Origin of the sequence: Microbacterium nymphoidis, from assembly GCF_021044885.1 — a bacterium.
Taxonomy (GTDB): domain Bacteria; phylum Actinomycetota; class Actinomycetes; order Actinomycetales; family Microbacteriaceae; genus Microbacterium; species Microbacterium nymphoidis.
In genome coordinates, this window is the sequence record NZ_JAJNOD010000003.1 from 232,488 (window position 1) to 258,503 (window position 26,016).

A 26,016-nucleotide genomic window follows, 5' to 3' on the forward strand; every position below is an offset into this window, starting at 1 on the left:
AGCTGACCCCCCGCAGCGCGGTTACCCAACCAGCTCTCGACCGATAGCCCCCACGCTGTGAATCCCGTCGCGGCAGCGTCTGGAAGGACGATTCGGTGTCTCGACTCCGAGTTGCTGGAAACTCACCCGATATCCCCGATCGCAGCCCGTGGTGGGATCTGCGCTCACCATTCGCCCGCGTCGGTGCGGTGCTCGCCACGGCTGGTCTGGTCGCATCCGGTCTGGTTCTCGCCCCAGCCGTCGACGCCGCCCTCGCAGACACCGGCGACGGCACCGTCACCGTCCACGTCGTGCAGGAGGTGAACGCCAACGGGCTCGTCGACTCGACCACCATGGAGCCGCCGCTCATCGGCGTGGACGTCACGCTCACCGACGCGAGTGGCGCCTCGATCACCGTCCAGACGGACGCGAACGGAAACGCGGTGTTCACTCCCGCGACCTCCGCGCTCGTCGGGGGTCAGTACCGGGTGGACGTCGCCAACCCGCACCCGGGGACCTTCTTCCCGAGCTTCGCGGCCAACGGCACCGGCGCATCGGCGCCGGTCACCCCGGCGGACCTGGCGAATTCGGCGAACAAGAAGCTCTCCACTCCGACGGAGTTCGTCGACGTGCGAGGCGGGGCCGGGGCCTTCGTCAATGCCGCGTTCTGGTATCCGCCGTACTACTGCCAGCAGAACGCGGACCTCATCGGCGCGTGTCTGCCGAACAGCACGATCGGGCGCACGACATCGCCCACGGCGCAGAGCCTGTTCACCATGAAGTACAACGCCACGGGCGGTGCTTCGCAGGTCGCTCAGCTTCAGGAGACCGGCTCGCTCTACGGCATCGCCTACAACAACGCCACCAAGCGGGTCTTCTCCAGCGCCGTCGCGCACCGCAGCTCGGCGTACGGCCCCGGCGGTCCCGGTGCCATCTACATCACCGACCCCGCCACCGGTGGCGCGACACTGTGGGCGCAGGTTCCCAACGTGGGGCCGGACTCCCACGATTTCGCGACCCGGCAGGACTACGGCTTCTATGACCAGGTCGGCAAGAAGTCGCTCGGTGAGCTCGAGATCACGAACGACAACAAGTACCTCTTCGTCACGAACCTCGAGGACAAGAAGGTCTACGTCTACGACGGCATGTCCACGGGCCTGAACAACAGCCCGATCGGTTCGTACACCATTCCGAACCCCTGCGCGGTGCCGGGTGACTGGCAGCCGTTCGGAGAGGGCGTCGGCCTGTTCACCGAGTACGTCGGAGGCGTCTGCTCGGCTCAGTCCACGCAGGACCCCGCCGACATGCGGGCGGTCATCTACGAGTTCGACGCCGCGACGGGAGCGTTCGGCGACATCGTCATGGACCAGCCGCTGGACTTCGGACGCGGCGAAGGATACAAGGGCACGGTCTGCACCGGTGCCGCCGTCGCCACCGGTGAGGGGGCGTGGTTCCCGTGGATCGCGGACTTCCCCAACAGCGCGAACCTGGCCACGAACAATGTGAACGGCTGCTATGGCGGCAGCTGGATGTCTTACCCGCAGCCGATCCTCGCCGACATCATCGAGGAGACCAACGGCGATCTCGTCGTGAGCTTCCGTGACCGCTTCAGCGACCAGACGCCGTACAACTCGGAGAACCCCACCCGCACGGGTGGCTGGCAGACGAACGCGGAGCCCGCGTCGGGATCCGACATCCTGCGCGGATGCCGGCTCGAGGATGGAACCTTCGTTCTCGACCCGAACTTCGACCCCGCATCCCAGACGCTCGCGGCAGGCAGCATCTGCACCGACAACAACGTCTCGGGGGCGAACGGCGGCCAGTCGCGGACGTTCCGCGAGTACTACACCGGGGACTACCGCACCGGCTACCACGAAGAGGCCTTCTACTCGGGGCAGGCGCTGTCTCGCGTCGAGACCACGCTCGCATCCGACGCGGTCGATCCGGCAGGGGCCGTGTGGACCGCCGGTGTCGGTCGCATCAACCGGGACGGCACCAACAACGGTGGCGGCCTGGCGCTGCAGCCGGCCACCTCATCGTTCCTCAAGGGTTCCGGTCTCGCCGACCTTGAAGTGCTGTGCGACCAGGCACCTATCCAGATCGGAAACCGCATCTGGATCGACGCCGACGGCGACGGCGTCCAGGACGCCGGTGAAGCGCCGGCGGCCGGCGTGACCGTTCACCTCTACGATGAGGCGGGAACCCTCGTGGGCACCGCCGTCACCGGAGCGAACGGCACCTACCTCTTCGACAACTCGAACGTCACCGGCGGCCTGCAGCCCGGGACGAACTACACGGTGAAGGTTGACAACCCCGCCGACTTCGCGGCGGGTGGTCCGCTGGATGGCTACGTGCCCACGACGCCCAACCAGGGCGATGGCGAGCACGACTCGGACGGAGTCGTCCCGCCGGGCGGCACTTTCCCCGAAGTGACCCTCACGACGGGCGGTCCGGGCGAGAACGACCCGAGCTTCGACTTCGGGTTCATCCAACACTCGCCGAAGGTGGACATCGAGAAGTACGACACCCTGGGTGGTCCGGCGACCGGCGATGCCGACATCGCCGCCGACGCGCGCGGGTACGCCGCTGGGGAGACACGGACCATCCAGTTCGACGTCACCAACAGCGGAACCGACGCACTGCGGGATGTCGCGGTGACCGACCGGACGATCACCGGCGGTGACATCGCCGCGCTCGCCTGCACGTTCCCGGGAGCGACCACGCCGACCGCGGGCGTGCTCGCGAACGGCACCTGGACCGTCACCTGGGCGGAGACCACCGGTGCAACGCCGAGCGCCTCCTGGGCGCCGGGTGCGGCGTTCACGTGCACCGCGACGCTCACGCTGAACGGTGACGCCGAACCGCACGCCAATGCCGCAACCGTGACGGGCACGTCCATCGCCACGGGCGAGACCGTGACCGATCGGGACGACTACCACGCCTTCACCGGCGATGTTCAGCTCGTCAAGTACGACTCCCGGGACGGCTTCGCCCCGGCCGAGTCGGACGGCATTCCGGAGAAGCCACTCGTCGACGGCGCTGAGCGCGATGCGAACAGCGATGCAACGGCTGTCGTCTACGTGGCCTCGCCGGTCACCGGAAACACCGGCGCTCAGCCGGTCTCCTGGGCGGTGACGAACACCGGGAGCACGTGGCTCGGTGACATCACCATCGCCGACGAGACGCTGAACGGCCCCGATCTCTCCGACGTGTCCTGTGACTTCTCGCCTGTCGGCGGTCCGGCCAGCGGCACCACCTGGGCAGGGCCCTGGGAGCCGGGGACGACCTTCTTCTGCACCGGTACGCTGACGCTCGACGCCACGGGGGCGAACTCCTCCCACGCCGATAACGCCAGCGTGACCAGCACGGTGATCGTGCCGCAGCCGAACCCGGACTACAACCCGAACGACCCGGCCTCGAACCCCTTCACGGACGAGCCTTCGGTCGACGGCAATGGCAACCCCGTGCTCTCCGACGTGCACCCCGGTGACGAGGACCCGTTCTATGCGACCACCACGGTTCCCACCATCACCCTGGAGAAGGGCGATGCGACGGACGGCGTGATCGTGAACGATGCGGACACGATGAATGACGGTGAGGCCTACGCGCCGGGTGAGACCCGGGACATCGTCATCACGATGTCCAACACCGGACAGGCGCCGCTGTACAACGTCCTCGTCAGTGACGAGCGCACCGCCGGCGACACCACCATCGAGGCTCTTGAGTGTGTGTTCCCGGGAGACGCCTCGCCGACCGCCGGAGTGCTGACCGGTACCACCTGGGAAGTGCCGTGGGTAGCCAGCTTCGCGGGTGCGTCCCCGAAGCCGTGGGCTCCGGGCGTCACGTTCGACTGCACGGCGACGCTGACCCTGTCGGGCTCGGCGCAGCCGCACACGGACGTCGCTCATGTGTCCACCAACCTGTCGCCCGTCGGTGTTCCCGGCGACCCCGACAACCCGCCGCCGGCCACGCCCAACGGGCCGAGCGCTGAGGACCCGTACAACGCGTTCACCGGTGACATCCAGGTGATCAAGTACGACGGCACCAAGGCTGACCCTGTTGTGGGCTCCGCCGGCACCTGGCAGATCCCGGGCAAGCCGCTCGCCGATGAGGCACAGGATGCGAACGACTGGGCAACCGCGGTGGACTACCCCGCCGGTACGGCTCAGCCCGTCCGCTGGGTCGTCACGAACACCGGAACGACCTGGCTCACCGACGTCACGCTGACGGACACGACCACCACCGCACCCGCGGTGGGTGCGTGGACGTGTGATCTGTCGCCGGTGGGTGGTCCTGCGGACTACTCCTTCGCGACCGCCGGTCCGTGGATGGGCCCGCTGGCTCCGGGTGCCTCGTTCTTCTGTGAGGGTCCGCTGACCCTGGCTGCGAACGAGCGCCACTCCGACTCGGTCGAGGTGGCCGGCACCGTGGTGACCCCGTTGTTCGGCGAGGACGGCCAGCCCGTCATCGGCGACGACGGCGTGCCCGAGTACGTCACCGATGATCAGGGTGCGCCCGTCGCATCCGACGTCACGGTGAACGACGACGACCCCTTCTACGCGACGGCACCGACCGTTTCCGTGGTCAAGGGTGACGGCGCCGACGGTGAGATCGTCAACGACGCGAACAGCATGACCGATGGTCAGGGGTACGCCCCGGCCGGCGAGACGCGCGAGATCGTGTCGATCGCGACGAACCCGTCGCCGCGTGCACTGCACGACGTGGTTCTCACGGATGTGACGACCACGGGTGACGCACCGATCGGCATGGCGTGCGAGTTCCCCGACGGATCGTCCGCTGATGGCAGCTACGACGCGGCGTCGAAGACCTGGACGGTCCGCTGGGAGGCGACTTTCGCGCCCGGTACCACCACCTGGGCCTCCGATGACGTCATCACCTGCACGTCCACCCTCACCCTGAACGGCCAGTCCGCGCCGCACCGCAACGAGGTCACCGTCTCGGCGGTCACCCCCGCGGGAACGACGCTGACGGACGACAACCCGTACAACGCGTTCTCTGGTGACATCCAGGTGATCAAGTACGACGGCACCCAGGCAGACCCGTCGGTCGGGTCCACCGGATCGTGGACGGTTCCGGGCAAGCCGCTGGCTGATGCGGCCCAGGATGCGAACACCGCTCTCACCGCTGTGGACTACCCGAAGGATGCTGCCCAGCCGGTGCGCTGGGTGGTCACCAACACGGGTGCGACCTGGCTGACCGATGTCAACGTGGCGGATGCGACGCTGAACGGTCCGGCCGTGGGTGCGTGGACGTGTGATCTGTCGCCGGTGGGTGGTCCTGCGGACTACTCGTTCACGTCCTCCGGGGCGTGGGTGGGTCCGCTGGCTCCGGGTGCCTCGTTCTTCTGCGAGGGTCCGCTGACGCTCGCGGCGAACACCACTCACGGCGACGAGGTCTCGGTGACCGGTACCGTCGTGCCGCCGGTGCTCGGTGAGGACAGCAAGCCCGTCATCGGCGAGGACGGCCTGCCGGTCTACGAGACCGGAGAGGACGGTCAGCCCGTTCGCAGTGAGGAGATCGTGACGGACGAGGACCAGTTCCACGCCACCACGACCGAGATCACGGTGGTCAAGGGTGACGGCGCGGACGGCGAGATCGTCAACGACGCCGACACCATGCGCGACGGTCAGGCATACTCCCCGGATGGTGAGACTCGTCAGATCGTCTCCGTCGCCGTCAACCCCTCGCAGAACGCGCTTCACGACGTCGTCCTCACCGATGTGACGACGACGGGTGACGCGCCGATCGGCATGGCGTGCGAATTCCCCGACGGTTCGTCCGCTGCGGGTACGTACGACAAGGGGTCGAAGACGTGGACGGTCCGCTGGGAGGCGACATTCGCTCCGGGTACCACGACGTGGGAACCGGGCGATGCCATCACCTGCACCTCCGAGCTCACGCTCGACGGTCAGTCCGCTCCGCACCGTGACGTGGTTCAGGTGGCCGCCGTCACGCCCGCAGGAGAGATCGTCACGCAGGAGAACCCCTACAACGCGTTCTCTGGTGACATCCAGGTGATCAAGTACGACGGCACCCAGGCCGATCCCGAGGTCGGCGGCGCGGGTGACTGGACTGTTCCGGTCAAGCCGCTGGCCGACGCGGCCCAGGACGCCAACACGGCCGGTGACGCCGTCGACTACCCGAAGGATGCTGCTCAGCCGGTTCGGTGGGTCGTGACGAACACGGGTGCGACCTGGCTGACCGATGTCAACGTGGCGGATGCGACGCTGAACGGTCCGGCGGTCGGCACGTGGACGTGTGATCTGTCGCCGGTGGGCGGTCCTGCGGACTACTCCTTCTCGGCCTCTGGGCCGTGGGTGGGTCCGCTGGCTCCGGGTGCCTCGTTCTTCTGCGAGGGTCCGCTGACCCTGGCTGCGAACGAGCGCCACGGTGACGAGGTCTCGGTGACCGGTACCGTCGTGCCGCCGGTGCTCGGTGAGGACGGCAAGCCCGTCATCGGCGAGGACGGCCTGCCGGTCTACGAGACCGGAGAGGACGGCCAGCCCGTTCGCAGCGAGCAGGTCGTGACGGACAAGGACCAGTTCCACGCCACCACGACCGAGGTCACCGTGGTCAAGGGCGATGGTGCCGATGGCGAGATCGTCAACGACGCCGACACGATGCTCGACGGCGCGGTGTACGCGCCCGAGGGCGAGACGCGTCAGATCGTGTCGATCGCCCAGAACCCGTCGCAGAACGCCCTGCACGATGTCGTTCTGACGGACGTCACCACCGCCGGCACTGCGCCGATCGGCATGGCGTGCGAGTTCCCCGACGGCTCGTCCGCCGCGGGCACGTACGACAAGGGGTCGAAGACGTGGACGGTCCGCTGGGAGGCGACATTCGCTCCGGGTACCACGACGTGGGAACCGGGCGATGTCATCACCTGCACCTCCGAGCTCACGCTCGACGGTGCATCGGACCCGCACCGTGACGTGGTCCAGGTGGCCGCCGTCACACCCGCCGGTGAGAAGGTGACGGACGACAACCCGTACAACGCGTTCTCCGGTGACATCCAGGTGATCAAGTACGACGGCAGCGGAGCGGACCCGGAGGTCGGTGAGGACGGAGCCTGGGTGATCCCGAGCAAGCCGCTCGGCGATGCCGGTCAGGACGCCAACACCCCGGACGACGCCGCGAACTTCACGCTGCAGGACGGCAAGAAGTCCACGGGCGCGCAGACCGTGCGCTGGGTGATCACCAACACGGGCAAGACCTGGCTGACCGATCTCGTCATCACGGACGTGACCGACTTCGGCCCTGCCATCGATCCCGAGTCGATCACTTGCGTGTTCCCGGGAGGAACGATCGGAAAGGTCGTCAACGGATCGATCACGTGGTCCGCAGCGGATGGCGCGCTGTTCGCGCCGGGTGCCTCCTTCTTCTGCCAGGGCACCCTGGTGATGGGGGAGAAGGACGCGCACACCGATCACGTCGAGGTGTCGGGCACGATCGTCGTGCCGGCGGTGGATGAGAACGGCAACCCCACGGGCAAGCCGCAGCTCGGACCCGACGGCAAGCCGGTTCCCGCGATGAACCCTGCGACGGGCAAGCCGTGGACGGTCGCTGACGACGACCCGTTCAACGCGGTCACCCCCGGAGGAGTGGTTCCGCCGCTGCCCACCACGGGTGCCGACGTCACGGCGTCGCTCGTCGGCGGTGCGATGGCACTGCTGCTGCTTCTCGGTGGCGCCGTGCTCGTGTCGCGTCGTCGCCGGTCCAGTGCCGTGGATCCGCGATCGTGAGTGCCGAGTGAGCGCAAGACCGAGTCATCGGATCGCCGAGGCCGGGAGGGGCACCATGCCCCTGCCGGCCTCGGCCGTGCCGCGCCCACGCCGTGGACGCGTCGTCGCGGTTGCATTCGCGCTTGCCGCTGCCGCCGTGCTGGCCGCCTGTGCGCCCGGAACGACGGCACCGGAGCCGACGGCGAGCGTCACCGCCGATCAGCCGCGCACGGTGACCTCCGCGGAGGCGGAACTGCTCGCCGCGGTGGGCTTCCAGCTGGGTCGTCGCCCGGTGGTGGGTGTCGCGGGGACCATCGTCGACAGCGGGGGAGCGCTCGCGATCAACGGGTGGCTCGCGCCCGAGGATCATCGCGCATACGCCGCCATCAGTGCGCCCGATGGAGGCGCCTTCCTCACCGTGTGGACCCCGACCGAGATCGCCGCCCAGGACCTGTCCGATCCGGCGGCTTCGCCACCGTTGCCGATTCCGGCTGACGGCTGGGAGAGTACAGCGCTGGACTCCTCGATGTCCACGCTCGCGGCGGGGCAGCAGCTTCTGGTCAGCCTGGCCTCGGACCGCCCCGACAACGCCCAGCTGGTGATGCAGGGGCGGGCGATGTACCTGCGTGAGGACAGCGTGGCCGGCACCCCTGTCACCGTCTTCGCGGGGCCGCTCAGCGAAGGGGCCACGCAGTCGAACCTTCACTACTGGATCACGGCGGACGGAACACTGCTCCGGCTGGAGATGCGCCTGGACGGCGTCAACTGGAGCGTTGTGGACTTCACCGACGAGACCCGCGACATCTTCGCGGGTCTCTGAGCCGGACGCGGACCGGATAGACTCGTCCGGATATGTCACCACGCGCCCTGAAGCCGCTCCAGCCCGCCGCGACGCCGCCGGAGCAGATCCGAAACTTCTGCATCATCGCGCACATCGACCATGGCAAGTCGACGCTCGCCGATCGCATGCTCCAGATCACCGGTTCCGTCTCCGACCGCGACATGCGGGCGCAGTACCTGGACCGGATGGACATCGAGCGCGAACGCGGGATCACCATCAAGAGCCAGGCCGTGCGCATGCCCTGGTCGCTGGACGGCGAGACGTACGCCCTCAACATGATCGATACCCCGGGCCACGTCGACTTCACCTACGAGGTGTCGCGCTCACTCGCCGCGTGCGAGGGAGCGATTCTCCTGGTCGATGCGGCCCAGGGCATCGAAGCCCAGACGCTGGCGAATCTCTACCTGGCGCTGGAGAACGATCTCACGATCATCCCGGTGCTCAACAAGATCGACCTGCCCGCAGCCGATCCGGAGAAGTTCGCCGCTGAGCTCGCCAACCTCATCGGGGGGAAGCCCGAGGACGTCCTGCGTGTATCGGGGAAGACCGGCATGGGCGTGGAGGAACTCCTCGACGCGATCGTCGCGCAGATCCCGGCGCCGGTGGGGGACCCCGATGCCCCGGCACGCGCGATGATCTTCGATTCCGTCTACGACGCATACCGCGGCGTGGTGACCTACGTGCGCATGGTGGACGGCAAGCTGGAGCCGCGTGAGCGCATCCAGATGATGTCCACGCGCGCCAACCACGAGGCCCTCGAGATCGGCGTCTCCAGCCCCGAGCCGGTGCCCACCAAGGGCCTGGGTGTCGGCGAGGTGGGCTATCTCATCACCGGTGTGAAGGACGTGCGGCTGTCCAAGGTCGGCGACACCGTGACGAGCGCACGCAAGCCCGCCGAGACGGCTCTGGCCGGATACACGGACCCCAAGCCGATGGTCTTCTCCGGTCTCTACCCGATCGACGGATCCGACTACCCGGAGCTGCGCGAGGCGCTGGACAAGCTGAAGCTGTCGGATGCGTCACTGGCCTATGAGCCGGAGACGTCCGTGGCACTCGGTTTCGGCTTCCGCTGCGGCTTCCTCGGCCTGCTCCACCTCGAGATCATCACCGAGCGCCTCGCGCGCGAGTTCGGACTGGACCTCATCACCACCGCGCCCAGCGTGATCTACGAGGTGACCACCGACAACAACCAGCACGTCACGGTGACCAACCCGAGCGAGTACCCGGACGGCCGGGTGGCCTCCGTCGCTGAGCCGATGGTGAAGGCCGCGATCCTCACGCCCAAGGACTACGTCGGTACCGTGATGGAGCTGTGCCAGTCCCGCCGGGGCACCCTTCTCGGAATGGACTACCTCTCGGAAGACCGCGTCGAGCTGCGCTACAACGTGCCGCTGGGTGAGATCGTCTTCGATTTCTTCGACCAGCTGAAGAGCCGCACGCAGGGCTACGCGTCGCTGGACTACGAGCCCGCCGGGCAGCAGGAAGCGGACCTCGTGAAGGTCGACATCCTTCTCCAGGGTGAGAAGGTGGACGCCTTCAGCTCGATCGTGCACCGTGACAAGGCTTACGCCTACGGCACGATGATGACCGAGCGGCTTCGCAAGCTGATTCCGCGCCAGCAGTTCGAGGTGCCGATTCAGGCCGCCATCGGTGCGCGCATCATCGCGCGTGAGAACATCCGGGCGATCCGCAAGGACGTGCTCGCCAAGTGCTACGGCGGTGACATCAGCCGTAAGCGCAAGCTGCTCGAGAAGCAGAAGGAGGGCAAGAAGCGCATGAAGATGGTCGGCCGCGTGGAGGTTCCCCAGGAGGCGTTCATCGCCGCGCTCTCCGGTGACGTCGAGGGCAAGGACAAGTAAGCCCGCACCGTGTTGCGAACGCGCGTCCACTGCGGTGGACGCGCGTTCGTCGTCTCCGAAACGGTGCGTCACGTGTGGCGGCGCGCGGCCCGGGTGGATGGCTCCCACCGTCGAGGGCACGTTAGGCTGTACTTCATGCGGCGCGGAACGTTCAGGGACGAGACGGTGGACTATGCCGCCGTCGGAGCGACGCAGGCACCGGATCTGATGCAGTATCCGCCGGAGAAGAGCATCCCCGCCGAGGAGTCGTGGCGCCTCGGCAGCGGGGAGGCGCGATTCCGGTCCGCATCGGAGGACCTGCTGAGCTGGGTGGCGCAGAAGGCGGCCGGAATGCAGCTGGAGGACATCCGCCCGGCTTCCGGACCCGTGTACCAGGGGGTCAGCTTCGATGACGAGGGCCACCCCATCACGCCCAGCCGCACGGAGACCGAACAGCGCTACGACGCGGACGGTACGCCGTACGTCGGTGCGGGCATGACCGTTCGGGCCCATGGGCGCGTCGGGGGGCACAGTGCCGATGGCGAGTATCGCGTGATCTTCGTCGTGGAGGACAAGCGCCGAGTGGGCTTCGGCCTGGGCACCGTGGGGGACTCCGTGGTCAGCGGCGAGGAGTCCTTCATGATCGAGTGGGCCTCCAACGACGAGGTGTGGTTCACGGTCCGTGCCTTCGACAGCCCGCGCGCGTTCCTCTACCGCACCATCCCCGGTCTCACCAAGCGCCGTCGCAAGGCCCTGTTCACGCAGTACCTCCGCGCCATCTCGCCGCTGTATGCGACCACAACGTCCTGATGGGCGGACCCCTTCTCGACGGTGATCCCGTACCGTCGGACGGCTCTTTGCCGCGCGGTACACGCACCTCGACGGATGTCGATTTCGGTGTGTACCTGCACGTCCCCTTCTGCCGTGTCCGGTGCGGCTACTGCGACTTCAACACCTACACCGCCACGGAGTTGCGTGGTGCCCGCCAGGATGCGTATGCCGACACGCTTCTGCAGGAGGTGGCGCTCTCGCGCGACGTCCTGGCACGCGTCGGGGAACTGCGCCCGATCAGCACCGTGTTCTTCGGCGGCGGGACGCCGACCCTCCTTCCCGCCGGTGATCTGGCCCGGATGCTCGACGGGGTGCGTGAGGCTTTCGGCATCCGCGAGGGCGCGGAGATCACCGTGGAGGCCAATCCCGACACGGTCACGGACGAGATGGTCGCCGAACTGCGCGCCGCGGGCGTGAACCGCATGTCGATCGGCATGCAGTCCGCCGTCCCGCACGTGCTCGCAGCTCTCGAACGCACGCATGACCCCGCCAACGTGAGCACCGCCGTGGCTGCGGCGCGGCGCGGCGGCCTCGATGTGAGCGTGGATCTGATCTACGGCGCTCCGGGGGAGTCCCTGGATGACTGGCGCGCGTCGGTCGAGGCTGCGCTCGCGCTGGAACCCGATCACATCTCCGCCTACGCGCTGATCATCGAGGACGGCACGAAGCTCGCCCGCCAGATCCGCCGCGGCGAGGTGCCCGCTCCCGACGACGATCTCCAGGCCGACATGTACGAGCTGGTGGATGCCCGCCTGGCTGCGGCCGGCTACGAGTGGTACGAGATCAGCAACTTCGCCCGCGGGGACGGGCACCGCTCCCGGCACAACCTGGCCTACTGGCAGGGCACGGACTGGTGGGGCTACGGGCCCGGGGCGCACAGCCACATCGCCGGCACGCGGTTCTGGAACGTGAAGCACCCCGCCGCCTATGCGCAGCGGCTCGACGGCGGACTCTCTCCCGCCCACGCCCGCGAGCAGCCCGACGCCGAAGCCGCACGTCTCGAGCGTGTGCTGTTGCAGTCGCGCATCCGCTCCGGTCTTCCGATCACGGAAGTCGCGCCCGAGTTCCGCGCGAACGTCGCCGGTCTCATCGCCGACGGACTGATCGAGCCGGTGGCCGCGCTGCGCGAGCAGCGGGTGGTGCTGACGCGAACCGGCCGGCTCCTCGCCGACGCGGTGGTTCGGGCGCTGACCGAGTAGCCGATAGATCCAGCCCTTCTCGCGCGCCGCCCGTGATGCGCCGAGTCCATGACTGGGCGCCGGATTCATGACGGTTCGGCGGTATTGGTCATGGTTTGGCGGCCCAGTCATGGACTCGGGACGCGCACAGCCGACGGCGCCTGAGAGAATGGGCGGATGGATGAGAACCCCGGAGCGAGCCTCAGCGCTGAAGTGATCGACGGCACGTTCGACCTCGCCCGGGAGGGCCGTGTGGGTCCCCTCGGCGAGATGATCGACGCCGGTGTGCCGATCGACACCCGCAACGCCCGCTCGGACACGCTTCTCATCGTGTCCGCGTACGCGCGACAGGTCGACGTGGTGCGCGAACTCGTGAAGCGCGGTGCGGCACTGGACATCGAGAACACCATGGGACAGACGGCGGTGTCCTGCGCGGTTTTTCGTGGCGATGCCGAGATCCTCCGGGTGCTGCTGGATGCCGGAGCGAACCCGGACGTCGGATTCCGCACGGCGGCTCAGATCGCCGAGCAGTTCGGCCAGGCCGAGATGTCCGCGATCCTCGCGGAGCACGCCGCACGCTCCTGACGCGGGTACTGCGTCAGCGCATCGCGTCCACGACGGCCGCGCGGCGCACCGGTTCCGTCCGTGATGCGGTGTCGAACACCCGCGTGAGCCGATCGGCGCCGTACGCAGGCCACCCGGGGGCGCCGGTGCGCGCGAACGCCACCCACGCGGCGTGCATCTCGTCGGCCAGCGACTGCGGTGCGTCCGTGCCCGACATGCGCTTCGCCTCGTCGTCGTCCAGGGTGTCGAAGACGAACCCCAGCTCCAGCGCATGCGCGGCCCGGAGATCTCGCACCGGACTCTGCCAGGCGAACTCGTACACGTATGTGGGAGCGGTGCGAGCCGCCGCCACACGCAGCATGGGCGCGCGCAGCAGGTACTCCGTCGCGATCTGACCGAACACCTCGCCAACCGAGGCGCGTGGCCACACGCGCCGGCAAGCGGCCACAGCGGCACCGGGAATCCGCAGGGCGAGTCGTGCCAGCAGGAGCTTGCCCGCCGTGATGCTCTCCAGCGCCGCGGGTGGGAACCAGAGACGATACTCGTCGGTGTTCGTGCCGATGAGCACCGGGATGTCGGCATCGACGATGGCCGTCTCCGGCTCGTCAGGCAGATCCTCGGACAGGGCGAGCGCGAAGGCCGGTGCACCCCCGATCGGTGATGACCCCGCCGCCTGCTCCACTCGCGCCGCAACGATCTTGTCGGGTGCGAGCTCCGCGAAGGCGGCGCTGGTGGCCGCGACGCCGAGGCGCTTCGCCAGCGCGCGCGTGACGCGACCCGCCTTCTTCGGCTTCTGCGCGGACAGCGGTCCGGACTGAATGATCGCGCCGGCTGCGAGGCGCCGGGTGTCCGGCATCGACAGGAGCGCGGCGACGATTGCGCCCCCAGCCGATTCGCCCATCAGGGTGATGCGTGCGGGATCTCCTCCGAAGGCGGCGATCTCCTCGTGCACCCACCGCAGCGCCGCGGCGGCGTCGGCGACGCCGAGGTTCAGCGCACTGTCATCGTCGAACACCGAGAATCCTTCGGAGCCCAGGCGATAGTTGATCGAGACGAACACGATCCCGTCGCGGGCGAAGGCCGTGCCGTCGTAGACGGACAGGGCCGCCGTCCCGCGCTCCAGGGCGCCGCCGTGGATCCAGAGGATCACGGGTGCCCCGTCGGCATCCGCCGGGCGCCACACATTGGCGGTGAGGATGTCCTCCCCGGCGATCGCGATCGAGCCCAGCAGTTCCGCGGTCGCTCCCTGGTACGGCGCCTGGGGGGCAGTGGCGCCGAACGCCGTGGCGTCACGCACGCCCTCCCAGGCGGATACGGGCCGGGGAGCGCGGAACCGGTTCGCGCCGAAGGGCGCCTCCGCATAGCTGATGCCCAGATACCTCTCCACATCGCCGGTACGGGCACCGCGAACTGCTCCGGCGCTGATGACTCGGGTGACATCGTCGTCGCTCATTCCGCCATGCTAGTTGCACACGCGCTGCGCTCGTCCGCCGCGATCCGCCGAGTCGGAGCGCGCATCCAGGCGAAGTCGGTAGAATTGGCACTCAGAGCATTCGAGTGCCAGCAGCAGAGGAGGCGACATGGTCACTGAGCGCGGCCTGCGCGTCCTTCGGGCCATCGTCGAGGACTACGTCGACACCAATGAGCCCGTCGGCAGCAAGTCGATCGTCGACCGGCATCATTTCGGCGTCTCCGCCGCCACGATCCGCAATGACATGGCCCTGCTGGAGGAGGAGGAGCTCATCGCGGCTCCGCACACCTCGTCGGGTCGTGTGCCCACGGACAAGGGCTATCGGATGTTCGTCGACCACCTCGCGGAGTTGCGACCCCTCACCGCGGCACAGCGCACGGCCATCACCTCGTTCCTCACCGACCCCGCCGATCTCGACGACCTCCTCGGACGGACGGTGCGCCTGCTCACACAGCTCACCGGTCAGGTGGCGCTGGTGCAGTACCCCTCGTTCGCTCGCGCCACCGTCACGCACGTCGAGATCGTGCGCATTGCGGAGCGTCGCGTGCTCGTGATCGTCGTGACCGACACCGGCCGGGTCTCGCAGCGTGTCGGCGGCATCAGCGAGGACATCGACGAAGCCGACACCGCCGTGCTGCGCGCCCGCCTGAACACCCTCATCACGGGGCACTCGGTCGGTCGTGCCGCGGAGCGGCTGTCCGCCGAGGCGCCGTCGGTCACGGAGCAGCGCTCCGTCTATCATGACGTCGCCGCACTCGTCGCGGAGGAGCTGGAGGAGTTCCGCCAGGATCGTCTGGTGATGGCGGGAGCAGCGACCCTGGCTCGGCGTGAGCAGGACTTCCGCGGCAGCATCCACCCCCTGCTGGAGGCCATCGAGGAACAGGTGACGCTCCTGCGCCTGATGGGGGAGATGACCGCAGGGGAGAACGGCCTCTCGGCCAGCATCGGACGCGAGAACGCGTCCTTCGGACTTGCGGAGGCGGCTGTGGTCGCCAGCGACTACGACGCCTCCGGATCGAGCGCGCGGGTGGGGCTCATGGGCCCCACCCGCATGGACTATTCCAGCAACCTCGCGGCGGTGCGGGCCGTAGCCCGCTACCTCACGCGACTGCTGGACGACGACGAAGCGCGCCGCTGAGGCGCACAGGGGACCGTCCCCGAGAAAGGTGACTGTGGCCGACCACTACGAAGTCCTGGGCGTCTCACGAGAGGCGAGCCCGGAGGAGATCAAGAAGGCGTACCGGCGTCTGGCGCGCGAACTCCACCCCGATGTGAATCCGTCGGCGGACGCCGAGGACAAGTTCAAAGAGGTCACCCACGCCTACGACGTGCTGAGCGATCCGGAGCAGCGTCGGCGTTACGACATGGGCGGCGACGACGCGTTCGGCGGCGGCGGATTCGGCGGGTTCGGCGACATCTTCGAGACCTTCTTCGGCGCGGCGGCCGGCGGCGGCGGACGCGGCGGACGCCCGCGTTCCCGGCGGGAGCGCGGCCAGGATGCGCTGGTGCGGGTGACGCTGGAGCTCGGCGACGTCATCTTCGGCGTGCACCGCGATATCGAGGTGGACACGGCGGTGCTCTGTGAGACCTGTGAGGGTTCGTGCTGCGCGCCCGGCACCTCCCCGCAGACTTGTGACATCTGTCACGGCACCGGACACGTGCAGCGCCAGGTGCGCAGCCTGCTCGGCAACGTTCTGACCACCCAGCCGTGCAACGTGTGCCAGGGTTACGGCACGACGATCCCGAGCCCCTGCGCCACGTGCGCCGGACAGGGACGGGTCCGCTCGCGCCGGACGGTAGGCCTGGACATCCCGGCGGGCGTCGAGACCGGCCTGCGCCTCCAGCTCCCCGGCTCCGGGGAGGTCGGCCCTGCGGGCGGACCCAACGGCGACCTCTACATCGAGGTGACCGTCGCGCCCGACGCGGCCTTCTCCCGCGACGGCGATGATCTGCTCGCCACGCTCGAGGTGTCCATGACGGACGCGATCCTCGGCACCGAGACGCGCATCGAGTCCCTCGACGGTCCCGTCGATCTGGAGATCCGCCCGGGCGTGCAGTCTGGCGATGTCCTCACCATCAAGGAGCGCGGCATCACGCCGCTGCGCGGCAGCCGCCGCGGAGACCTCCGCGTCGGCGTCCAGGTGGTCACCCCGACGCGCCTGGATGCGAAGCAGCGCGCGCTGATCGAGGACTTCGCCGCGCGGACGAAGGCTCCTACGCCGAAGCTGGCGGAGTTCCAGCAGGGTCTGTTCTCCAAGCTCCGCGATCGCTTCCGGTCACACTGATGGCGCTGCACTTCCTCGTCGAGGATCCGGCGGAGCTCGCGGGCGATGACATCGTGCTCACGGGTGCGGAGGCACATCACGCGGCCACGGTTCGCCGCGTGCGCGTCGGGGAGACGGTCACGGTCGGCGACGGTCGCGGCGCGTGGCACACGGGCGAGGTGACCGACCTCGCCCCCAAGCGGGTGGTCGTGCACCTCACCGCGCGCTCCACCGTGCCGGCGGCATCACCGCGGCTCGTGCTCGTGCAGGCCCTCGCGAAGGGGGACCGGGACGAGCGTGCGGTGCAGGCGGCCACCGAGCTGGGCGTCGATGAGATCGTGCCCTGGCAGGCGGCGCGCAGCGTGTCTCGCTGGGACGCGGCCAAAGCCGCCAAGGGTGTCCAGCGCTGGGCGAGCATCGTCCGCGAAGCGGCGAAGCAGGCGCACCGTCCGTGGCTTCCGCTGGTGACGGCGCCCGTGACCACCGGACAGCTCGCGCAGCGCGCAGATGGAGCCCTCCTCGTGGTGCTGGAGCCGAGCGCAGACGAGCCGATGACCAACCTCGACCTGGCCGGCGAGCAGGAGGTCGTGCTCGTGGTCGGGCCCGAAGGCGGCATCGCACCCGAAGAGCTGGACGCACTGCGCGCCGCCGGAGCACGGATCGTGAAGCTCGGGGACACGGTTCTCCGGACCTCCACAGCGGGGCCGGCCGCTCTCGCCGTCGCCGCGGTCTCCCTGGGCCGCTGGTGAGCGTGGCGGATAGACTGACCGCATGAGCGAGCCCTCCGTCTTCACCCGCATCCTGAACCGCGAGATCCCCGCTGAGATCGTCGCGGAGACCGATCGCGTGTTCGCCATTCAGGACATCGCCCCGCAGGCGCCCGTGCACCTGCTTGTGATCCCGAAGACGGCGCAGTACCGCGACGTCACTGAGCTCGCCGCCGCCGATCCCGCCCTGCTCGCGGAGCTGGTCGACGTGGCGAAGGGCCTCGCGGATGAGCGCTGCGGCGGGCAGTTCCGCCTCATCTTCAACACCGGCGCGAATGCCGGACAGACCGTCTTCCACGTGCACGCGCACGTGCTCGGGGGAGACCTGGAGGAGAAGAGCCTCGTTGGCTGACGAAAACACCGCGACCGTACGCATCCTGGCGGATGGGGTCGCCATGGTCCGGCTTCTCGGACCGCAGGACAGACTGCTGCGCATGATCGAGCAGGAGCACCCCTCCGTCGACGTCCACGTGCGCGGCAACGAGATCACGCTGAGCGGTGAGCAGGAGGCGGTGGCTGCGGCCCGTGGCCTGGTCGACGAACTGCTCACCATGACGCGAGACGGCCAGGATCTGGCTCCGTCGGACGTCGCCACCTCGGCACGACTGATGAACGCCGAAGGCGGCCCCCGCCCGTCCGAGGTGCTCTCCGAACCGATCCTCTCGTCGCGCGGGCGCGTCATCCGGCCCAAGACGCTGGGTCAGCGCGACTACGTCGACGCCATCGACGAGAACACCATCGTGTTCGGCATCGGACCCGCCGGAACGGGAAAGACCTATCTGGCCATGGCGAAGGCCGTGCAGGCGCTGCAGCGCAAGGAGGTCGACCGGATCATCCTGACCCGCCCCGCCGTAGAGGCCGGCGAGCGTCTGGGATTCCTGCCCGGCACCCTCACCGACAAGATCGATCCGTACCTGCGTCCGCTCTACGACGCGCTCAACGAGATGATCGACCCGGAGATCCTCCCCAAGCTTATGGCGACGGGAACGATCGAGGTGGCGCCCCTGGCGTACATGCGCGGCCGCACGCTCAACAACTCCTTCGTGGTGCTCGACGAGGCGCAGAACACCACGCCCGAGCAGATGAAGATGTTCCTCACACGTCTCGGCTTCGGCACCAAGATGGTGGTCACCGGTGACATCACGCAGGTCGACCTGCCGGGCGGCACCAGCGGACTCCGCGTGGTCAACCGCGTCCTCGCCGACATCGACGACATCCACTTCGCCCGTCTCACCAGCGACGACGTCGTGCGTCACAGCCTGGTTGGCCGGATCGTCGACGCCTACAGTGCCTACGACGAGAAGCGCACCGCCGCACGCCATGAGCGCGAGCAGGCGGCCGAGTTCGCCAATCGCGCGGAGCGCCGCAGCGGCGCCCGGCCGGCGGGCCCCCGAGACCGACTCCCCAAGCGAGGCTGACATGATCGAGATCAACAACGAGTCCGGAGTCGAGATCGATGAGACGGTGCTCCTGCGCCTCTCGGAGAACAACCTCGCCCAGCTGCACATCAGCCCGGACGCCGACATCGCCATCGTGCTCGTGGACGAGGGTGCCATGGAGGCCCTGCACGTGCAGTGGATGGACGAGCCCGGGCCCACCGACGTGCTGAGCTTCCCGATGGACGAGTTGCGTCCCGGAACCCCGGACCGGCCGACCGACCCCGGCCTGCTCGGAGACATCGTGCTGTGCCCCCAGGTGGCCGAGACGCAGGCCGCGCAGGCGAAGCACTCCCTGATGGATGAGCTCATCCTGCTCACCACGCACGGCACGCTGCACCTGCTCGGCTTCGATCACGCCACCCCGGACGAGGAGCGCGAGATGTTCGGACTGCAGCGCGAGCTCATCGCCGCCTTCCACTCGTCTGAGCGACGACACCGATGACCCCGTTCATCCTCCTGGCACTCGCCGTCGTCCTGGTGGCGGTGGGCGGCCTGATGGCGGCCCTCGACGCGGCCCTGTCGGTCACGAGTCGCTCGGCGCTGATCGAGTGGAGCCACGAGGGGCGCCGCGGCGAGGCTCTGCGGCGCATCGCGGATGACCTCCCCACGCACGCAAACGCCGTGGTGTTCATGCGCATCCTCACCGAGACGGCGGCCGCGGTGCTCGTGACCGCCGCATTCATGCTGCTGTTCGACAACATCTGGTGGGCGATGCTCGCCGCGGCCGTGCTGATGACACTCATCTCGTTCGTGCTGGTCAGCACCTCTCCGCGTAGCGTCGGGCGCCAGCACGCGACCGGGCTGCTTCGCTCGGCTGCAGGGGTGGTGCGCCTGTCGCGCATCATCATCGGTCCGCTCTCTCACGCACTCGTGGCCTTCGGCGATCGGGTCACCCCCGGGGTGACCCGCGGAGCGTCCTTCACCTCGGAGGATCAGCTGCTCAGCATGGTCGATGAGGCGGCGAGCCATGACCTCATCGAAGAGGACGACCGCGAGCTCATCCACTCCGTGTTCGACTTCACCGATCGCTTTGTCCGCGCCCTCATGATCCCGCGCACCGACCTGGTCACGCTGGAGGACGGCGCCACGGCACGCGAGGCGATGGATCTGTTCCTGGAGACCGGCGTCTCGCGTGTGCCCGTCGTGGACGGCGACGAGGTTCTCGGCGTGCTCTACGTCAAGGACCTCGTGCGCGCCGCCTACGGCCAGGACGGCGCCGACGTCTGGGACGCCTCCGCTCGCCCGCTCGCCCGGCGCGCTGTGTTCGTACCGGAGTCCATGAAGGCCGAGACGCTGCTGCAGCAGATGAAGCGCGATGCCATCCATGTGTGCATCGTGGTGGACGAGTACGGCGGCGTGGCGGGCCTCGTCACGCTGGAGGACCTGATCGAGGACCTCGTCGGCGACATCTCGGACGAGTACGACAAGGAGTGGAGCGAGGTCACCGATCTGGGCGACGGTCGCTACCGCGTCAGCGGCCGCTCCCTCCTGGAGGAGGTGGGCGAACTGTTCGACCTTGAGATCGAGGACGACGAGGTCGATTCCATCGGCGGGCTGCTCGCCAAGGAGCTCGGCCGCATCCCGGAGTCCGGGGCGTCGGCCACCGTGCAGGGCGTGACCATCACGGCCGAGCACGGCCGTGGCGGCCCCCGGGACCTTGCCACCTTCATCGTGGAACGCGCAGAAGAACCAGCAACCGAGGCGGAGCCGCGTACACGCGACACCCCCGTGATCAGGAAGGCCGAGTGATGCGCAGCGGTTTCGTCACGTTCGTCGGACGCCCCAATGTCGGAAAGTCGACGCTGACCAACGCCCTCGTCGGCGAGAAGGTCGCCATCACCAGCGCCAAGCCGCAGACCACGCGCCGGGCGATCCGGGGGATCGTCAATCGTCCCGCGGGCCAGCTGGTGATCGTGGACACCCCCGGCATCCACAAGCCGCGGACGCTGCTGGGGCAGCGCCTCAACGACCTGGTGGAGCAGGTGCTCGGCGACGTCGACGTGATCGCGCTGTGCGTGCCGGCGGGGGAGAAGGTCGGCCCCGGCGACCGCCGGATCGCCGCCTCTCTGGACGGCTACGGCCGCGCCAAGAAGGTCGCCATCGTCACCAAGACGGATGATGCATCCAAGGACGAGATCATGGAGCGGCTGATGGAGGTGGACTCGCTGCGCGAGGACTGGGCCGCCGTGATCCCGCTCTCTGCCGTCAGCGGCGACCAGCTGGACGTGCTGTCCGACGAACTGCTCCAGCTGATGCCCGAGGGACCCGCCCTGTATCCCGAGGGCATGACCACCGACGAGGCCATCGAGGACCGGATCGCCGAGATCATCCGCGAATCCGCCCTGGAGGGTGTGCGGGATGAGCTGCCGCACTCGATCGCGGTGACGATCGAGGACATCTCGGAACGCGAGGACTCGGACCTCACCGACGTGTTCGCGAACATCGTGGTCGAGCGCGACAGTCAGAAGGCCATCATCATCGGCCGCAAGGGTTCGCGGTTGAAGGATGTGGGCGCTCGCGCCCGCGCGCAGATCGAGCCGCTGCTGGGCACGCGGGTCTTCCTGTCGCTCCATGTCCGCGTCGCGAAGGAGTGGCAGCGCGACCCGAAGCAGCTGGGTCGGCTCGGATTCTGACGATCCTGGTGCTGTTGTGATCACAACGCACAACAGGATCGCCGAAAATGTTGGTGGGTCGACGTCGCGTCGGCTAGTGTGAAATCACTCCACACGGAGGGCAGATCTGCCGCTTCGCTGTGGGGCGACGAGACGCATATTGCGTGGGGACGCTGGGGGTGTCTCGTCACGCCGGGGCGGAGGATTTCTTCCAAAGCCCCGGCTTCAACTTTTTTCTGGGCACATGCTCTCGCCCTCCGGACAGACGACGACCTCGCCACCGCCTGCGGGTGTTGATCGGCACGGTGCGGGAGTTCTCGCCCACAGAGCGAAGTCTCTCGGGAAACGGGGCGTGTTAGCATGGCTGCATGCGCATGGGTGTGCTCCTTCTTAGCCGCCGCGACGAGACCTTGATCTAGGGCCTTCCTCGTCGCGGAGTCTGGCGTTGGCCCGCACATCTGCAAGAGAGAAGCGAAGCCATGAAGAACACCCAGCAGCCGTCGTCCATGCCGATTCACAAGTACCGTCCGTACAGCGAGATCATCAACGTCGAACTGCCCGATCGCACCTGGCCGTCACGCCAGATCACCGAGGCGCCGCGGTGGTGCGCCGTGGATCTCCGCGACGGCAATCAGGCGCTGATCGATCCGATGAGCCCCGAGCGCAAAAAGGTCATGTTCCTGCTGCTCGTCGAGATGGGCTACAAGGAGATCGAGGTCGGCTTCCCGTCGGCCAGCCAGACCGACTTCGACTTCGTGCGTGAGCTGATCGAGGAGAACCTGATCCCGGACGACGTCGTCATCCAGGTGCTGACGCAGTCACGCGAGCACCTGATCTCCCGCACCTTCGAGGCCATCGCCGGAGCGAAGCAGGCCATCGTCCACCTGTACAACTCGACGAGCATCCTGCAGCGCGACGTGGTGTTCCGCAAGGACAAGCAGGGCATCATCGACATCGCCCTCGAGGGCGCGCGTCTGTGCCGTGAGTACGAGAAGCGCATTCCCGAGACCGAGGTGTTCTACGAGTACTCGCCGGAGAGCTACACCGGGACCGAGCTGGAATTCGCGGTCGACATCTGCAACCAGGTGATCGAAGTCTTCGAGCCGACTCCGGAGCGCAAGGTGATCATCAACCTGCCCGCGACGGTCGAGATGGCAACTCCCAACGTCTACGCCGACTCGATCGAGTGGATGGGACGTCACATCAACCACCGCGAGAACGTGATCATCTCGCTGCACCCGCACAACGACCGGGGCACGGCTGTCGCTGCCGCAGAGCTCGGCTACATGGCCGGTGCTGACCGCATCGAGGGCTGCCTGTTCGGCAACGGAGAGCGCACCGGCAACGTCGACCTGGTGACGCTGGGCATCAACATGTTCACGCAGGGCATCGACCCGCAGATCGACTTCAGCGACATCGATCGCATCAAGCGCACGGTGGAGTACTGCAACCAGCTGCCCGTTCCCGAGCGCAGCCCGTGGGGCGGTGACCTGGTCTTCACCGCGTTCAGCGGGTCTCACCAGGACGCCATCAAGAAGGGCTTCGAGGCCATGGCGGCGACGGCCGCCGAGCGCGGCGTATCGGTGGACGAGCTGGAGTGGGCCGTTCCCTACCTGCCGATCGACCCGAAGGACCTGGGACGCTCCTATGAGGCGGTCATCCGCGTCAACTCCCAGTCGGGCAAGGGCGGGGTCGCGTACCTGCTGAAGACCGACCATGCGCTGGACCTGCCGCGCAAGCTCCAGATCGAGTTCTCCGGTGTGGTGCAGCAGAAGACGGATGAAGAGGGCGGCGAGCTCACCAGCAACCAGATCTGGGAGATATTCTCCGACGAGTACCTGCCGGCGGACGACGCCGAGCAGAAGTGGGGGCGTTTCGAGCTTCTCGCCACCCGCACGGCGAGCGACATGACGGGGGACGTCATCCTCGACGTCACGATGCGCGACGGAGACGAGCGCATCGAGGCCCACGGCGTGGGCAACGGCCCGGTGGCGGCCTTCCTGACCGTGGCGAACGAGGCGGGATTCGACATCACGCTGTACGACTACGTCGAGCACGCGATGAGCGCAGGCGGCGATGCCCAGGCAGCGGCCTATGTCGAGCTCTCCGTGAACGGCGACCGCCTCTGGGGTGTCGGCATTGACGGCGACATCTCCACCGCGTCGCTGAAGGCCATCGTCTCCGCCGTCAACCGTTCGATCCGCACCCGGGAGCTGTCGGCCGCGCTGGTCTGACCCCCTGCGCAGAACGGGCCCCGGCAATCGCCGGGGCCCGTTCTGCGCTGTCAGGGCTTGACGATGCGGATGACCCCCGTCTCGGCCGCCACCTTGCGGCGATGGAGCATCCGCTGCTCGGGCAGGGAGAGGTCGAAGATCACGGCCAGGAGCCGTACCCCGGCGGTCACCGCGATGCCGAGGAAGGCCGCAGGCGCGAACGCCATCCCGAACGCGTTCGCGACGACGATCGCCAGACAGCCCACTCCCGCCGCGACCGCGTAGAGCGAACCGACGTGCATCACTGCGACCGGAAGCCCCATGATGACGTCTCGCAGCACCGATCCGCCGACGGCGGCACAGACGCCGACGAAGATCGCGGGGACGACGGGCAGACCGAGGCCCAGCGCCTTGGTGGTGCCGAACGCCCCGAACATGCCGATGGCGACCGCATCGAGCACGACGATGATGGCGTTGGCGCGATGCAGGAGCCCTGCCAGGAGCATGCCGACAAGCGATGCACCGCTCGCAGCGATCAGGTACCAGTTGCTTTGCAGCGTCGCCGGCGCAACGCCGAGCATGAGATCGCGGATGAGACCGCCGCCCATGCCGACCAGCACGCCGATCAACGCCACGCCCAAGAGGTCCAGACGACGCTGCCCCTGGAAGCCTGCGGCGAACATCGCTCCCTGCAGGCCGCCGAGGCCGACGGCGGTGAGGTCGGCCCACAGCGGGATCATGAACGTATCCTGTGTCACTCCTCCATTCTCGCCTCCGGTGCGCGCCCACGCGGCTGTGCGTCGTCTCGTGTCCGCAAGCGGGGGATAGGTTGGGCGCATGCCGATGCGCCACACGAGACTCTCCGACACCAGCACCGAGATCACGGCAGGCCTGGAACGGATCCGCACCGAACTCGCCCTTCCCGATGCGTTCCCAGAGGCTGTCGAGAAGGAGGCATCGGCGGCGGTTGCAGCGCTCGCCCTGCCGGATGCGGACCTCACCGACATCGAGTTCGTGACGATCGATCCCGAGGGGTCGCGGGATCTGGATCAGGCGCTGCACATCGCGCCGGACGGCGACGGTCACGTCGTGCACTATGCGATCGCCGACCTGCCCGCTGTCGTTGCGCCGGGGGGAGCCGTGGACACGGAGTCACATGTGCGCGGACAGACGCTGTACGCGCCAGACGGGTCGGTTCCGCTTCACCCGCGCATCATCAGCGAGGACGGTGCAAGCCTGCGGGAGGGGCGCGTCCGCTCGGCCTATGTGTGGCAGATGACGCTGGATGCCGACGGCAACACCACGCACACCACGGTGCGCCGGGCACGGGTGCGCAGCAGATCGCAGCTGTCGTACCGGGAGGCGCAGGAGCGCATCGCGGCGAGCGACGGACTGCTCTCCCCGTTGCGGACGGTCGGGGAGCGGCGTCTCGCGCTGGAGACCGCGCGCGGGGGAGCGTCGCTCGACATGCCGGAGGAGGAGATCGTCCATGCGCACGGGTTCTGGCGGATCGAACGGCGCGACCTGCTTCCCGTGGAACAGTGGAACGCGCAGATCTCGCTGATGACCGGGATGGAGGCGGCGAACATCCAGCTGGCTGCCGGCGCGGGCATCATCCGCACGATGCCTCGTCCCGCGGCGGCCGACATCGACCTCTTCCGTGCCCAGGTCGCCGCTCTCGGCCTGGTCTGGGCCGAGGGGCAGACCTATGGCGAGTTCCTGCGCGGACTGGACCGGGACCGGCCCACTACGCTCGCGGTGCTGAGTGCGGCTCGCCGCCTCTTCCGCGGCGCAGGATATCGCGTGATCGACGGTCCGCTCGCGGAGGCCGATGCCGTTCATGCGGCCATCGGCGCCCCGTACGCGCATGCCACCGCGCCCCTTCGCCGGCTGGTCGACCGGTACGCGCTCGCGCACTGCGAGGCTCAGGCGAACGGTGAACCTGTGCCGGCCTGGGCGAGCGCGGGGCTGGCGGAACTGCCCGGGATCATGCAGCGCACCGGACAGCTGGCGGGGCGGCTGGAGCGGGAGTCGCTGGACGTGGTGACCGATGCCATCCTCGCGCCGCTGGTCGGGCACCGCTTCGACGCGATCGTCATCGAGCAGCGCGGCGACAAGCCGGCGCGGATCGAGCTGGTGGCGCCCCCGCTGGAGACCGACGCGCGTGTCGCGGCCCCGGCCGGCACCCGAATCCGGGTGAGGCTCGACAGCTTCGATGCCGAGAAGGGGCAGCCGACCTTCGTCGCGGCGGACGACTGAGCCCACCGCAAACCG

At 68.3% G+C, this 26,016-nt stretch carries 18 protein-coding genes; 16 read left to right on the top strand and 2 right to left on the bottom strand.

The features are described 5' to 3' along the window. Positions 1 to 95 precede the first annotated feature (95 nt). The 6 genes from LQ566_RS12790 to LQ566_RS12815 all read left to right on the top strand — a co-directional run bounded on the left by LQ566_RS12790 (position 96) and on the right by LQ566_RS12815 (position 12,997). The gene (locus LQ566_RS12790) at positions 96 to 7,745 is read left to right on the top strand and encodes an SdrD B-like domain-containing protein (RefSeq protein ID WP_231092090.1); all 7,650 of its coding nucleotides are present in this window, start codon (positions 96 to 98) and stop codon (positions 7,743 to 7,745) included. 55 nt (positions 7,746 to 7,800) lie between these two features. After that, positions 7,801 to 8,544: a hypothetical protein gene (locus LQ566_RS12795; RefSeq protein WP_231092091.1), complete on the top strand. Its 744-nt coding sequence runs from the start codon at positions 7,801 to 7,803 to the stop codon at positions 8,542 to 8,544. Between the two features lie 32 nt (positions 8,545 to 8,576). Then, positions 8,577 to 10,424 (top strand): translation elongation factor 4, encoded by a 1,848-nt coding sequence (gene lepA, locus LQ566_RS12800; protein WP_231092092.1) that lies wholly within the window; start codon positions 8,577 to 8,579, stop codon positions 10,422 to 10,424. A 135-nt stretch (positions 10,425 to 10,559) separates the two neighbouring features. Continuing rightward, positions 10,560 to 11,213 carry a DUF1990 domain-containing protein gene (locus LQ566_RS12805; protein ID WP_231092093.1) on the top strand — a complete coding sequence of 218 codons (654 nt, stop codon included), beginning with the start codon at positions 10,560 to 10,562 and terminating at the stop codon, positions 11,211 to 11,213. Beyond that, entirely contained in the window at positions 11,213 to 12,433 is a 1,221-nt protein-coding gene (gene hemW / locus LQ566_RS12810) for a radical SAM family heme chaperone HemW (protein ID WP_231092094.1), read from the top strand. Before LQ566_RS12805 ends, hemW begins: the two co-directional genes overlap by 1 nt. Before the next feature lie 156 nt (positions 12,434 to 12,589). Continuing rightward, positions 12,590 to 12,997 carry an ankyrin repeat domain-containing protein gene (locus tag LQ566_RS12815; RefSeq protein WP_231092095.1) on the top strand — a complete coding sequence of 136 codons (408 nt, stop codon included), beginning with the start codon at positions 12,590 to 12,592 and terminating at the stop codon, positions 12,995 to 12,997. 13 nt (positions 12,998 to 13,010) lie between these two features. Here the strand turns inward: LQ566_RS12815 and LQ566_RS12820 are convergent, their stop codons facing one another. Beyond that, positions 13,011 to 14,429, bottom strand: a complete 1,419-nt coding sequence (locus LQ566_RS12820) for a carboxylesterase/lipase family protein (protein WP_231092096.1) — start codon at positions 14,427 to 14,429, stop codon at positions 13,011 to 13,013. Between the two features lie 127 nt (positions 14,430 to 14,556). On the opposite strand from LQ566_RS12820, the gene hrcA reads away from it, so the two are divergent. The 9 genes from hrcA (at position 14,557) to leuA (ending at position 23,763) form a co-directional block, all read left to right on the top strand. Then, on the top strand, positions 14,557 to 15,585 hold the full coding sequence (hrcA, locus tag LQ566_RS12825) for a heat-inducible transcriptional repressor HrcA (protein WP_231092097.1): 1,029 nt from the start codon (positions 14,557 to 14,559) through the stop codon (positions 15,583 to 15,585). Positions 15,586 to 15,619: 34 nt separating this feature from the next. After that, positions 15,620 to 16,732: a molecular chaperone DnaJ gene (gene dnaJ / locus LQ566_RS12830; protein ID WP_231092098.1), complete on the top strand. Its 1,113-nt coding sequence runs from the start codon at positions 15,620 to 15,622 to the stop codon at positions 16,730 to 16,732. Next, entirely contained in the window at positions 16,732 to 17,460 is a 729-nt protein-coding gene (locus LQ566_RS12835; RefSeq protein ID WP_231092099.1) for a 16S rRNA (uracil(1498)-N(3))-methyltransferase, read from the top strand. Before dnaJ ends, LQ566_RS12835 begins: the two co-directional genes overlap by 1 nt. A gap of 22 nt (positions 17,461 to 17,482) precedes the next feature. Further along, complete coding sequence (locus tag LQ566_RS12840) at positions 17,483 to 17,830, top strand: HIT domain-containing protein (protein WP_231092100.1); 348 nt, start codon at positions 17,483 to 17,485, stop codon at positions 17,828 to 17,830. Positions 17,831 to 17,873: 43 nt separating this feature from the next. Further along, positions 17,874 to 18,896: a PhoH family protein gene (locus LQ566_RS12845; RefSeq protein WP_231092146.1), complete on the top strand. Its 1,023-nt coding sequence runs from the start codon at positions 17,874 to 17,876 to the stop codon at positions 18,894 to 18,896. Position 18,897: 1 nt separating this feature from the next. Beyond that, positions 18,898 to 19,359 (top strand): rRNA maturation RNase YbeY, encoded by a 462-nt coding sequence (gene ybeY, locus LQ566_RS12850; RefSeq protein ID WP_231092101.1) that lies wholly within the window; start codon positions 18,898 to 18,900, stop codon positions 19,357 to 19,359. Continuing rightward, complete coding sequence (locus tag LQ566_RS12855) at positions 19,356 to 20,666, top strand: hemolysin family protein (RefSeq protein WP_231092102.1); 1,311 nt, start codon at positions 19,356 to 19,358, stop codon at positions 20,664 to 20,666. The genes ybeY and LQ566_RS12855 overlap by 4 nt, the downstream gene beginning before the upstream one ends. Continuing rightward, a complete protein-coding gene (gene era, locus LQ566_RS12860) occupies positions 20,666 to 21,550 on the top strand; it encodes a GTPase Era (protein WP_231092147.1) in 885 nt (294 codons plus the stop codon). Before LQ566_RS12855 ends, era begins: the two co-directional genes overlap by 1 nt. A gap of 458 nt (positions 21,551 to 22,008) precedes the next feature. Next, the gene (leuA, locus tag LQ566_RS12865; protein ID WP_231092103.1) at positions 22,009 to 23,763 is read left to right on the top strand and encodes a 2-isopropylmalate synthase; all 1,755 of its coding nucleotides are present in this window, start codon (positions 22,009 to 22,011) and stop codon (positions 23,761 to 23,763) included. A 50-nt stretch (positions 23,764 to 23,813) separates the two neighbouring features. On the opposite strand, the gene LQ566_RS12870 is transcribed toward leuA, so the two are convergent. Next, positions 23,814 to 24,500, bottom strand: a complete 687-nt coding sequence (locus LQ566_RS12870; RefSeq protein WP_231092104.1) for a trimeric intracellular cation channel family protein — start codon at positions 24,498 to 24,500, stop codon at positions 23,814 to 23,816. A gap of 79 nt (positions 24,501 to 24,579) precedes the next feature. On the opposite strand from LQ566_RS12870, the gene LQ566_RS12875 reads away from it, so the two are divergent. After that, entirely contained in the window at positions 24,580 to 26,001 is a 1,422-nt protein-coding gene (locus tag LQ566_RS12875; RefSeq protein WP_231092105.1) for an RNB domain-containing ribonuclease, read from the top strand. The last annotated feature ends 15 nt before the right edge of the window (positions 26,002 to 26,016 follow it).